At 58.7% G+C, this 12572-nt stretch carries 10 protein-coding genes; 6 read left to right on the forward strand and 4 right to left on the reverse strand.

Annotation, left to right across the window (positions count from 1 at the left end):
* Positions 1-149 precede the first annotated feature (149 nt).
* From P0D84_RS30820 to P0D84_RS30830, 3 genes are all read left to right on the forward strand, one after another.
* The gene (locus P0D84_RS30820; RefSeq protein ID WP_408342877.1) at positions 150-1187 is read left to right on the forward strand and encodes an IS110 family RNA-guided transposase; all 1038 of its coding nucleotides are present in this window, start codon (positions 150-152) and stop codon (positions 1185-1187) included.
* Between the two features lie 314 nt (positions 1188-1501).
* On the forward strand, positions 1502-2590 hold the full coding sequence (locus tag P0D84_RS30825) for a transposase (protein ID WP_408342879.1): 1089 nt from the start codon (positions 1502-1504) through the stop codon (positions 2588-2590).
* A 225-nt stretch (positions 2591-2815) separates the two neighbouring features.
* The gene (locus P0D84_RS30830) at positions 2816-3850 is read left to right on the forward strand and encodes an IS630 family transposase (protein ID WP_408342881.1); all 1035 of its coding nucleotides are present in this window, start codon (positions 2816-2818) and stop codon (positions 3848-3850) included.
* A gap of 213 nt (positions 3851-4063) precedes the next feature.
* Here the strand turns inward: P0D84_RS30830 and P0D84_RS30835 are convergent, their stop codons facing one another.
* On the reverse strand, positions 4064-5041 hold the full coding sequence (locus P0D84_RS30835) for an IS5 family transposase (RefSeq protein WP_408342883.1): 978 nt from the start codon (positions 5039-5041) through the stop codon (positions 4064-4066).
* A 615-nt stretch (positions 5042-5656) separates the two neighbouring features.
* Positions 5657-6313, reverse strand: a complete 657-nt coding sequence (cysC, locus tag P0D84_RS30840; protein ID WP_408342885.1) for an adenylyl-sulfate kinase — start codon at positions 6311-6313, stop codon at positions 5657-5659.
* A 460-nt stretch (positions 6314-6773) separates the two neighbouring features.
* Between cysC and P0D84_RS30845 the strand changes: the two genes are divergently transcribed.
* Entirely contained in the window at positions 6774-7922 is a 1149-nt protein-coding gene (locus tag P0D84_RS30845) for a glycosyltransferase family 4 protein (RefSeq protein WP_408342887.1), read from the forward strand.
* Complete coding sequence (locus tag P0D84_RS30850; RefSeq protein WP_408342889.1) at positions 7923-9974, forward strand: capsule polysaccharide biogenesis protein; 2052 nt, start codon at positions 7923-7925, stop codon at positions 9972-9974.
* Positions 9975-10099: 125 nt separating this feature from the next.
* Here the strand turns inward: P0D84_RS30850 and P0D84_RS30855 are convergent, their stop codons facing one another.
* Positions 10100-11119 (reverse strand): IS701 family transposase, encoded by a 1020-nt coding sequence (locus tag P0D84_RS30855; protein ID WP_408346155.1) that lies wholly within the window; start codon positions 11117-11119, stop codon positions 10100-10102.
* A gap of 352 nt (positions 11120-11471) precedes the next feature.
* Positions 11472-11819 carry a winged helix-turn-helix domain-containing protein gene (locus P0D84_RS30860; RefSeq protein WP_408342891.1) on the reverse strand — a complete coding sequence of 116 codons (348 nt, stop codon included), beginning with the start codon at positions 11817-11819 and terminating at the stop codon, positions 11472-11474.
* 102 nt (positions 11820-11921) lie between these two features.
* On the opposite strand from P0D84_RS30860, the gene P0D84_RS30865 reads away from it, so the two are divergent.
* Positions 11922-12488 carry a hypothetical protein gene (locus tag P0D84_RS30865; RefSeq protein WP_408342893.1) on the forward strand — a complete coding sequence of 189 codons (567 nt, stop codon included), beginning with the start codon at positions 11922-11924 and terminating at the stop codon, positions 12486-12488.
* Positions 12489-12572: the final 84 nt, after the last annotated feature.

A 12572-nucleotide genomic window follows, 5' to 3' on the forward strand; every position in this document is an offset into this window, starting at 1 on the left:
AACCCGAGGTAGGAGCCCAGTGCCCGAATTGGGCTCGCTGGAATCTATTGGTATGGACGCCCCCACCCCAAAACCAGCAGCTTCAATGTGCCATAGTGGAGTGCAGGTGTTGCTGAAACCACTTTACTAACCAAGAGGAGCGTCCGGCAATGAAGATCACGACCGTTGGTATCGATTTGGCCAAAAATGTATTTCAGGTACATGGCGTCAATGAGCATGGAAAGACCGTGCTGAGGAAGCAACTCAAGCGTAACCAGGTCGCTGTCTTTTTTGCCAACATCCCGCGGTGTGTGATCGGTATGGAAGCTTGCGGGAGCGCCCACCATTGGGCTCGTAAGTTGCGCGGTTTTGGTCACGAAGTGAGGTTGATGGCGCCGCAGTTTGTCAAACCCTACGTGAAAACGAACAAAAACGACGCGGCTGACGCGGAGGCCATCTGCGAAGCGGTTGGCCGACCAAACATGCGGTTTGTGCCGATCAAGAACATCGAGCAACAAGGAGTGCTGGCGTTGCATCGGGTTCGTCAAGGATTCATGAAGGCACGGACAGCGCAAGCCAATCAGATCCGTGGACTGCTTGCCGAATTCGGACTCGTGATTCCGCTGGGCATTGTCAACATTGCCAAGAACGTGCCGGAGCTAATTGAGGATGCCAGCAATGAATTGCCGGGCTCGTTCCGTCTGCTTGTGCAACGTCTCCTGGAGCAGTTGAAGGGGTTCGATCAACAGGTTCGTGAGATCGAGAGTGAGATCGTTGCCTGGCATCGTACGAACGACGACAGCCGCAAGTTGGCCAAGATGCCCGGCATAGGGCCAATTACGGCGAGTGCAATGGTGGCGTCTATTGGCGATGCCAAGAGTTTCAAGAACGGCCGACAGGTAAGCGCCTGGCTCGGGCTAGTGCCCAAGCAAAACTCAACTGGCGGCAAGACGGTGCTGCTAGGGATGAGTAAGAGAAGGGATTCATATCTGCGGACGCTACTGATCCAGGGAGCACGCTCGGTGATTTACGCGTTGCAGAGAAAGAAGGAGCCCGTTGAAGGCTGGTTGAATCGGCTACTTAAGCGGCGCAACACCAATGTGGCAGCCGTAGCACTGGCGAACAAGAATGCGCGAATTATCTGGGCCTTGTTGTCCGGTGACCGCGAGTTCCGCTCGGACTATGCGACGGCTGGAGCGCTCGCTTAGTCCGGGCGCTCGAAGAAGTCAACGTAACCCCGTAGCAGACCCGCTCTATCGATTGCTCAGGTAATCATGAAGTGATGGCAAAACTGGTAAGACCGTGGCCAAGAAAATCTGACCCGCACAGCGTGCCGCGAGCCCACGGATCTATTGAGAACTTGGCCAGCGGATTCCATCAGGGACAGCGGCAACGCCGCACCTAAAGTCCGGATGTATGAGTGCAATCTTTACCTTCTAGTCGTCACGGATTGAAAGCTTGGCAAACCGGGGGCGTCCATGTATGTGCGGGGGGTGTCCGGTAACGGGCATTCCTACCGCGATTGGCCAAGAGCGGCAGGAAGATGCCCGGCGTCAAGCTGCTGCATCAACAGTCCGACTCAAACACCAAGCCAGAATACATCATGGGGCACTCGATGCAGGCGGTCAGTATGCTTGTGCGGGCCGCCCAGAGCGTCTTCGCCGTACCGCTGGCCGTGCGTATTCACGAAGGTCTGGTGTGGTCCAACCGTGATCGGCGTACCTTGCTCGACAAGATGATCTCGCTGCTGGGCATCGTCTCGGTGCAGCAGCCGTTCTACTTCGTGGCCGATGCCTACTACGCTGCTGGCAAGATCGTCAAAGGCCTGCGCGATCGGGACAACCACCTGGTCACACGCGTGAAGTCCAATGCAGTCGCCTGTGCCCCGTACGTGCAGCAGGGACCGCGCAAACGGGGGCGCCCCAGGCGCTACGGTGAGAAGATCAAACTCAAATCGCTACTGGCTGATCCCCAGGCCTTGCGATCGGCCCCCAGTCCGGTCTATGGCGAGCACAATGTCACCATTCACTATCGGGTCTGCGATCTGCTGTGGCCGGCGTACGGTCGGCTGGTTCGCTTCGTGGCAGTGACTCACCCAAGCAGGGGTTCGTGTCTGCTGATGTGCACCGACCTCAGTCTGGATGCCGTCGAGATCATCCGCCTGTATGGATTGCGCTTCAAGATCGAGTACAGCTTCAAACAGGCGGTGCATCGGATCGGCACATTCGCGTACCACTTCTGGATGCAGGACATGAAGCCGCTCGCCCGCCGAAACGGCGATCAATACCTTCATCGCGAGTCACTCGAGTACCGCAACGCCGTCAAGCGCAAGATCCACGCGTACCACGTCTTTATGCACGCTGGCATCGTCTGTCAGGGACTGCTTCACTACCTGGCAGCGGTGTTCCCTTCACAGGTCTGGAGTTCCTTTGGATCCTGGCTGCGCACTATCCGCCCCGGCATCCCTCCATCGGAGTTGGTCGTCGCCAACGCACTACGCCAATGCCTGCCCGAATTTCTCGTGAATAGCGCCAAAACCCATTTCTTCGCAAAATTCATCGCAGAAAGGCAGGACCCCGACACATTCGAGATGTTCCGCCTGGGCACATAGCCGAAAAACCACGCCTGAATTCGGCACTCTCGAGTGCTGTGGCTTAGGCTATCAAAGTCGTCCATCATTATTCTCCCTCTAGTGTGCTTGGCGGCTCACAAAGGGGAGTTTCACCGATGGACGGCTCCCGTATACGTCAAACTTTTACTGCCTCCCCGGCAGAGCCGGGGGATTTCCCGAGTTACTGACGGGTGCACCAAATAATGCCTTGCGCGTTATACGGGTATGAAGACGAAAACTGATGCCCGAAAACTGGATCAGGCAACGCAGGCGCACCTGAGGAAGATGGTGGTGCAGGCGGTGCGTGACGGAATGACACGAGTCGAAGCGTCGCGAACGTATGGCGTGAGCCTGCGCGCAGTTGGCAACTGGATGAAGCTGGCACGAGAAGGCGGCTTGAGGGCGCTGAGGCAGGGCAAGCGCGGCCGCCGACCGGGAAGCGGCCACCTGACGCATACGCAAGCTGTTCGAATCCGCAAGCTGATCGTCGAGCGAATGCCAGACCAACTGGCGCTGCCGTTCTACCTCTGGACCCGCGAATCGGCGGCGCAGTTGATCGAGCGAGAGTACGGTACCAAGGTATCGAAGTGGACGGCTGGCCGGTATCTCAAGGCATGGGGCATGAGTGCCCAGAAGCCGGTGCGGCGAGCATACGAGCGAAATGACGCGGCGATCGATCGGTGGCTCAACGAAGACTATCCGCAGATTGCGAAAGAGGCAAAGCAGGAACAGGCGACGATCTACTGGGGCGACGAAATGGGCTTGCGCAGCGACCACATCAGCGGGACCAGCTTTGCCTTGAAGGGCGAGACGCCGGTGGTGCGGGCGACTGGAAAACGCTTCGGCTGCAACATGATCTCGGCGATCACGAACCGCGGCGAACTGAGCTTCATGGTCTTCGAGGGAACGTTCACGAACGCGACGTTCATCGAGTTCATGAAGCGCATGATCAAACAGGCTACCCGCAAGATCTATCTGATTGTCGACGGACATCCGGTCCACCGATCTGTCGCCGTCAGGAAATTCGCCGCCGAAAACGCCGATCGCCTGCGTCTGATCCGACTGCCGGGCTACTGCCCCGAGCTGAACCCGGACGAGTTGCTGAATCAGGACGTGAAGACCAACGCGCTGGGCAAGAGCCGTCCGGCCAGCAAACAGGAAATGATCCGGGACGTCCGAAGCCACCTGCATCGTCGACAAAAGGAGCCGCACGTGATTCGCAACCTGTTCCAGGAAAAACATGTTCGATATGCCGCTTGATCAACCACGCACTATTTGATGCACCCGTCAGTAATTAATGGAATCTGGCGCGACTCGGGCACGCGGGCACATGTTAGGGCTACGCTGAAGAAGCCACAGTTTTCGCTGACAGCTTGATGCTGAATTTCGGAACGTGAGATCAGCGATGCGACTGGTTCGATTTCCCGGCCCTGAAGGGCCTGGCAAGCGGGACTCTCGACCCATTTCGGCTGCTTATGGACGCACCTGTGCCATCAGCCGCGTGCGGCTCATGTAGATGTTGGCCAGCGCGAGTGCAGTAAAGGCACGCGTGGCGTTCTTCGCGAGGCCGCGATAGCGCACCTTGCCGAAGCCCCACAGCCGCTTGACCACCGCAAAGACGTGTTCGACCCGGGCACGAATCTTCGACTTGTTGCGGTTTTTCGAGCGCCTGGTTTCATCGACTGCACCACTGCGATTGCGCACACGCTGGTTGGTGAAGTCCTTCGCTTTCGGCGCCTTGCTGGCGATGAGTTCTTTCTGGCTCGCATAGGCGCTGTCACCGTACACACGCCGCTCGTCGCCGTGCAGCAGCGCCGGCAGCGGATGCTTGTCATGCACGTTTGCCGCCGTCACTACCGCGCTGTGTGCCAGTCCCGTCTGGCTATCCACACCGATGTGCAGCTTTATGCCGAAGTACCACTGCTGGCCCTTCCTCGTCTGATGCATTTCGGGGTCTCGTGCCTTGTCCGCATTCTTCGTGGAACTGGGCGCACCGATGATGGTGGCATCCACGATCGTGCCGGTGCCAACCTTCAGCCCATGCCCTTGCAGTACTTCGCCGACCTTGGAGAACAACTGCTCGCCGAGCTTGTTGCGCTCCAGCAGCCGGCGAAACTTCAACAGCGTCGTGCCATCGGGAACCCGCTCGCGCCCCAGGTCAATCCCGACGAATCGCCGCAATGCGGTGCTATCCAGCAGCGCCTCCTCGCACGCTTCATCGGCCACGTTGAACCAGTGCTGCACAAAGTGCATGCGCAGCATGCGCTCCAGACCCACTGGCGGGCGACCGCCTTGACCCTTCGGATAGTACGGCTCGACAACCTCGCACAGTTGCGCCCACGGCACGATCTGCTCCATCGTCTCAAGGAACACATCGCGTTTGGTTGGCCGACGGTACTGTTCAAATCCGGCGCCTTGATTGGCCGCCATCGCAAGAGTCTGTTGTTTCATGCATATCTAACGATTGAACGCCCAATGCCGTTGACCTTTTCAGCGTAGCCCTAAGACATATCCCTCTTAGAACTGCCGAATCCGTGAGCGGCGCCTGCTGCAACTCGGTAGCGGCCAGCAGGCCCATGAAGTCGCACTGCAACTCGATGTAAGCAACAAGACCGTCTACAACTGGGCCCATAGCTGGCACGAGCAACGCCTGTGCGGATTTCCGGCCGGGCATAAAGGCGGTCTGCGAGATGCCATGCTTGCGACCGCCGTCAGGCGGCTACGCGCAACTACTCCATGACACTAAAGCAGATCACGCAACGTACCCGAGGATGTTCATGGGCAGCCTTGTGTCGCCTGGATGTCCCGTTCGTGGCGCTCATGCGCGAGATCGTTTCCCACAAACGCGACCGGCACTCCCTCAAAAAAACCAGTCGGGCAAGAACTCGTCGTGAAAGCCGACAACACTCCGGACTATCTCGCCCCGCTCGACTGACCCGACTGACTTGTCCATAGCTGGTCTACGCGTGAAAGCAGAACACGTCGCACGGTGTTCAAAATGCGTTAATCAAGGCATCACTATGCTTCACATGCAACGCGAGTCGCAAAAGGGCCTGATTTACCGCCCTAACTGAAATCAGTTAATTCAGCCTCTGTACTACACGGACTATCGGCCACTTCACGCCCACCAGTCAACCCGTCGATCGCCACGAGAATCTCCCGCGAAGCTTCGTGTGCTGTAACTTCTGCCGTATTAATGCAAAGTTCTGGATTGATCGGCGCCTCGTACGGCGAATCAATACCGGTAAACTGAAGAAGCGAACCCTCTCGCGCCTTTTTATAAAACCCTTTGACGTCCCGCGCCTCGACGACCTCAAACGGCGCATCTACGTGCACCTCGAAGAACTGCCCACTCGCGAACAACGCCCTTGCGGCATCGCGATCAGCCCGAAACGGGGAAATGAATGAAGCAATGACGATAATACCCGCATCAACCATCAACCGCGCCACTTCGGCGGCTCGCCTGATGCTTTCGTGGCGGCTGGCATCGGAAAAGTCGAGATCGTTGTTCAACCCCGCCCGCAGATTGTCGCCGTCGAGGATGTACGTGCGAAGGCCGCGTGCCTTCAACTCCTTATCAAGCATGCCTGCCAACGTTGATTTGCCGGCGCCAGACACGCCCGTAAACCAAACGACCACCGGACACTGCTGCATTGACGCGCGTCTGTCCTCTGCATTCTGGGACGCCAGCGAAACCACTGGGCCGATATAACTTGTTTCCATCACTCTCAGATATATATGTATAGCCACGATCCAACGCGCAAGTTGCCGACACAGATTTAACCCGGTTGTGCCATCGAATCAAACCGCCAACGTGCCGCCGAGCTCACTTGAGTACGTGAGCACTATCGGCATGTGACGCACGAAACTGGCTACACAGGCTGCCAATTCTCTTCGCCATCGCGGTAGCCCCCTCGCCTAAGATCTAATCCTCACGAAGATGCAGTTGGATATCAAAAGAAACTAGCCTCGATCGCCACTACCCGTCGCGCCAGAACCTTGCGTAGTTTTCGGCACTAACAAATACCTCGGCACGCAACCGGCCGACTAACGCCCTACCAAGACGCTACAAAACGTAGCGCGAATTCTCTCACGCACTCGGGTAAAATGTCTCGTTGTAAAAAAGTCATACTCAAGAAGGACTGAAAAGAGTCCGCACAACATCCGACAAAAAAGCACCTTTGTGTCAACCATCCACCTGGACGTCACGCGACTCCTCACGCGCCTTTACGGCGGACTTTTGCCCACGGGCGTAGATCGTGTCGGCCTCGCATATGTTCAAAAGTACGGCGCAAATGCGCGCGCAGTCCTCAGCGAACGTGGCTTTTCGACGGTTTTAGCCGAGCGAGACTCTCAGCAAGTGTTTGCATGGCTTCACTCGTCTGTCCGCAACAAGAACGCAATCCGCACATTGGTTGTACGCGCATACATTTCTCGCTGGCGAGAAACAAGACTCGGCGGAATCCTGTTGCATACGAGTCACAACGGGATGGAATTCGGCCGTTATTACCGGGCGATGACAAAGCGTGAAATTCGCCCCGTATTCATGGTCCACGATCTAATCCCGTTGACCCATGCCGAGTACTGCCGCCCGGGAGTCGATGCAACTCATCGGCACCGGATGCACATGGCACTCAGGCACGCGAGCGGCCTGATCACCAATTCGCAAGCCACGCTGGACTCGCTCGCGGCCGAAGCCCGGCGCGCCGGCCTCAAGCTCCCGCCGAGCGTAGTCGCGCGCCTCGCCTCAGGCGTCACCCAGCATCCGCTCGCACATCGTCCGCTGCCCTCCCCCTACTTCGTCATACTCGGCACCATCGAGCCGCGCAAGAACCACTGGTTCATCCTGCACGTATGGCGGCGTCTCGTCGAACAACTCGGCTCGGCCGCCCCTAAGCTCGTAGTAATCGGCCGACGCGGCTGGGAATGCGAAAACGTCGTCGATATGCTCGAGCGCTGCGAAAGCCTCAAAGGCGTCGTGATAGAAGAAACGCACTGCTCCGATGACCAGCTGCACGCTTATCTGCAGCACGCACAGGCATTGCTGTTCCCGTCATTCGTCGAAGGCTACGGCATGCCGCTCGCCGAAGCACTCGCACTCACAGTACCGGTACTCGCGAGCGACCTCGACGTCTTCCATGAAATCGCCGACGACATTCCCGACTATCTCGATCCGCTCGACGGCCCCGGCTGGCTCGCGCGCATTCAGGCGTACGCGCGCGCGAATAGTCCCGAGCGCGACGCGCAATTGGTCCGTATCGAACGTTTTCGCGAGCCGACCTGGGCCGAGCATTTCGAGCACGTCGACGGCTTTCTCGAGACGCTGCGCTAAATGAAGCAACGCGCCGCTCAAGAGCCACCGCCGGCGAACCTAGCGATCGACCTGCGCAGCATTACGCGCGGGCCACGCTCGCTGTTCAGATTGAGCGGACGTCCGGCGCATCAGTGGATTGACCACTGGCCCGGACGTCTCGCGTTGCGCTTCGCAAATGCATGCGGCAAGCGCGCCAGTGCCGCGTGGCCCGGCCCGGTCTGGTCACGCGGCCCCTCCGGCACGCCCTCGTTGTCGTGGTTCTTGATGCCGATTGCCGATGCCAGCGCCGACGCGTTCGCCAAAGCACTCAATTCAGCACTTGCCACCGCGCTCGACCACGATCGCAACGCGGATGCTTCGCCCAAGGTTGCGAGACTGATGCAACGGCTCGCACGCAGCCACGCGTCGACCCTGCGTCGCCCGCAAGCCGTCTGCCCCGCCGCGCTGCTCGAAACCAGGCGCGCGACCCGTGTCCTCGTCATCGACGAGCGCGCGCGCTCGCATGGACTCGGCGCAAGAGCAACACGCAACTCACAGCAAGCTTTCACGCGCATGCTGCAAGCCGCGCGCACCGCCCACCCGCAAGCCGAATTCTGGATCGCGCGATCGGATGACAAAGGCAGCGGGCGCTGGCTTTCAGCGTCAACCGATAATATGCCACCGGGAATCCACACTCTCACCGAGCACGAATCGTTGTGCGCAGCGTTGCCTCACGTCGATCACGTCTATACGCTCGGCGCTTCGGAGGGCATGCATGCGCTGCTGACCGGCGTGCCGGTACACGTATTCGGCACGCCCTATTACGCGGGCTGGGGATTGACCGACGACGATCTGCACTTTCCGAACCGCAGCGCACGTCCCACGCTCGCCGCATTATTCGATGTGGTTTTCCTGCGTTTCGCGCGCTATCTGAATCCGGCCACGCATGCGCCCGGCACGCTCGACGATCTGCTCGACAGCATCGAATTGCAGCAAGTCGTACAACAACGCTTCGCCGATCTGCGGCAAGTGGTAGGGATTCGCTTCCAGTGGTGGAAGCGGCCGTTTGCGACGCCGTACATCAGCGCAGGCGGCGCCGCCCTGCGCTGGACGCACGCACCTCAATCGGTGGGAGCGCATGAATCCGCGGTACTGTGGGGCGCGCGCAGCGTGGACGGACTTGCACCCGAGGTGCGCCGCGTCAGAATAGAAGACGGCTTCTTTCATTCGACGGGCCTCGGCTCCGACATGATCGCGCCGCGCAGCCAGGTGATCGACCGCCGCGGCCTCTACTTCGACGCGAGCCAGCCGAGCGATCTCAGCGTGCTGCTCAACGAAACCGAATTCAGCGCCGCCGAGCTGACACGCGCCGCGGCGCTACGCGATCAGGTCGTGAAGCTCGGCGTTACCAAGTACAACCTCGGCCGGCGTCACCCGACGTGGACCGCCCCTGCTGGCAAGCAGATCGTACTGGTGCCCGGCCAGGTGTCCGATGATGCATCGATCCGCCTCGGAACACGCGCCATCGGCACCGCCGACGCGCTGTTGCGCGAAGTGCGCAGACTCCGTCCCGATGCGTTCGTGGTCTACAAACCGCATCCGGATGTTCTGTCGGGCAATCGCAATGGCGTGATCGACGTACAGCAACTCGCGGATATCGTCGACACTGAAGCGGACTTGCTGTCGCTCGTCGACGTGGCGGACGAAGTACACACGTTATCGTCCCTCGCAGGCTTTGACGCGTTGTTGCGCGGCAAAGCCGTCTTCACGTACGGCCTGCCTTTCTATGCAGGTTGGGGATTGACACATGACGCGCTCGCACCCGTGCCGTGGCGACACCGAACACTAACGCTGGATATGTTGTGCGCGGGCGTACTACTGCACTACCCGCTCTACTGGGACTGGTGCACGCGTCTTTTCACGACTCCGGAGGCGGTGGTCGATCAACTCGCGCCGCAAGCGGCACGGCCGCTCGAACAAGTACGCGGCAATCGCATGCGGCCACTGCTCAAAGCGATTCGTTGGACCCGCAATGGAATCCATCATGCGTCATGGCGTTTCCGACAAAGACTCACGCGTCACCCGAAATGAACTAACAACCCGCTGATGTTTTTTTCGCCGTGCAAATGCGGCGCCGCCGGAAGCGCCATCACTGACGCCCCGGCGGTCCTGGTCTTCTCGCACTTGCCGCACTGCTACTCTCAGGTTCTTAGGACTTACGCAAAAAGCATTGGGACCGATGGATTTTTGAGTTCGCGGCGGAGGAAATCATCGAGCATTTCGTGTTTGACCTGATAGAGCGTACGCCTGGTCTGTCGCGCCATGTCGGCCAGACGGACCCACACGAGCACGGCGCTGGCGATATGGTTTCGCTGGATACGCGCCTTGCGGCACTGGCAACGCTGAAGGCCCGTGAGCTGCTTGAGCTCGCGGTGAAACTGCTCGATCTTCCAGCGCAGGCCACACGCATCTTGTGCCGCCGGCGAAGAGTCCTGAGTGAGGTCGTTGGTCACGACCCAGTCCGTGCGGTGTGTGGACACCGCGACCCGGAACAGCTTCACCTTGTGATGTTTCGGAAAGCCCCTGATTTTGATCGTCTTGCCGTGCGCAAGAGTTTCAGCGTCCCATTGGAGCGAATCAACATGCCGGTAGGGCGATTTGCCTTCGGAGTCGTCGACCAGCCGGTTGCTGCGCAGCGGGCAGTAGTAGGTCTTCCTCAGCGATTCGATGAACAGCATCAGATCCTTCGTGGCGTACCACGTATCCATCAGGACGCGGCGAAACGGCAGGCCCTTGTGATGAACCGCATTGGTCAGCATGTCGCGCACGTGATCGAGCTTGGACTTGCCGTCGCCGGCCGGATCGTAGATGCGGTAATCGATGATCCAGTATTCGCCGCTCTGCGAGTTCACGTAGACGCAGTTCACTACACCAATGCCCTTGATGAGGCCGTGAGCGTTACCGCTGTATTGGCGCCGCACGAGCTCGATCTTGTGCGAAAAATCTTTGTCGGTGACCGAGTCATCGAACACGATGCAGCCATCGTCATGCGAAACGATCTGCGCGCGCACGTTGTCCCACACGAGGCGCGGGGTCATGTGCTCGCGGCGCAAAAACCGGTTGATGGCATCGTGGCTCATACCGTCGACGTGGTCCGCAAAGTTGGTCAGCGTGCAGTTGGTCGGGCTCGTCAGCAGGTACTGGCAGTAGCCCAGGCGGCTCAGATGTTTCGTCATGTCCTCGACATTACGAAACTCCGCGTCGCTCCGGGTATACGTCATTTCGTAACAATTCGTTTCCGCGTTCAGGCGCGGCTTTTTGCGTAAGTCCTAGTTCTATTTTTTTGATATAAAAAATATAACGGTTTACGCACGGCTTCACAAGCACGAGGAAGCATTCAGTAGGTTATTTTTGGCGCGGTAGTCCGGCACGTGGTGAGTGCCGAAAAAAATCCTCAACTTTTTGCCGAGTTTGCCGATATATACGCTTAGGGGGTTTATAAGGCTGGTATTGACTTATCTAATCAGCAGCGGCTGCAAAAGCATTTAATGATGCAACCGAGCGCATTAGTCCGTACTGTCCGAAGCCTTACCCACTCTTCGCCGCCTTTACCAGACACTCCGACAACTTATCAAAATGCCGCAGCGCCGCCTGCGTGAGTTCGATCTGCTTACGTCGCGCGTCCTCAGTATCAGCAAGACTAATCCATCCCTTCTCGCGCATCGACTTCAACCGCGCGTGCAACATAGCCGGCGAACCCAGCTCGCTTTTCGCCATCATATCCCTCACCGAGAGCCGCTCACGCGACTGCCCAGCCCGCGCGACGAGCGCCAGAATGCGCTCTTCCAGCGGGTCGAGCGACGGCAGCGAGGGCAAGCCGCGCAAGGCATCGGTCAACTGCAGAAAGCGAAGGTAAATGTCGGCGGGACGGGTCATGGGTACTCTTGCCAGCATGCTCTGCGCGCGGAACGAAACGCCGTGCGCTAACATGGCGCGATTCATGAATCTGGGTCCAACAATTCTACTCCGACTACCTCGATGTCAAGCTTACGTTTGCATTTCTGCTCGGTCGTCGGCACCGCAGCGGTGTTCATCATCGCGCTCTGGGCGAATCGGGAGATCTTCACGCACACTGAATTCGTGCGTGGCGTGAACTGGATCTATTTGCCGGCAGGCATCCGATTGCTGGCAACGCTCCTGCTCGGCGGCGACGGCGCGCTCGGCCTGCTGCTGGCCAGCTGGCTCGTCAACTTCTTCTATTTCTTTCCGAACGACGTGGTGCGCTCTTTCGTGGGCGGCATCATCGCGACTGTCGCGCCCTACGCGGTGTATCGGCTCGCGCAGGAAATCTACGGATTGCGTTCTTCGCTCACCAATCTCACCGCGAAGCGTCTGCTCGCGCTAGTGCTCGCGTACTCAGTGGCAAGTCCACTGCTGCATCACATCTGGTTCTTTCTGCGCGGCGATACGCAGGACATCGTTGACCGATTCTTCGCGATGTTCGTCGGAGATCTGCTCGGCACCCTGATCGTCATCTACACGATGAAATTCCTGCTGTCCTTGCTGCCGAAGCGCCGCGTCGCTCCCCTGAGCGACGGCACCTGAAAACAGCCGGCAGCACGGCATTGCACTGGCCAAATAGAAAAGCCCCGCAAGATTTACATCTTGCGGGGCTTTATTTCACGCTAA

Source organism: Paraburkholderia sp. RL17-337-BIB-A, from assembly GCF_046025895.1.
Taxonomy (GTDB): Bacteria; Pseudomonadota; Gammaproteobacteria; order Burkholderiales; family Burkholderiaceae; genus Paraburkholderia; species Paraburkholderia fungorum_C.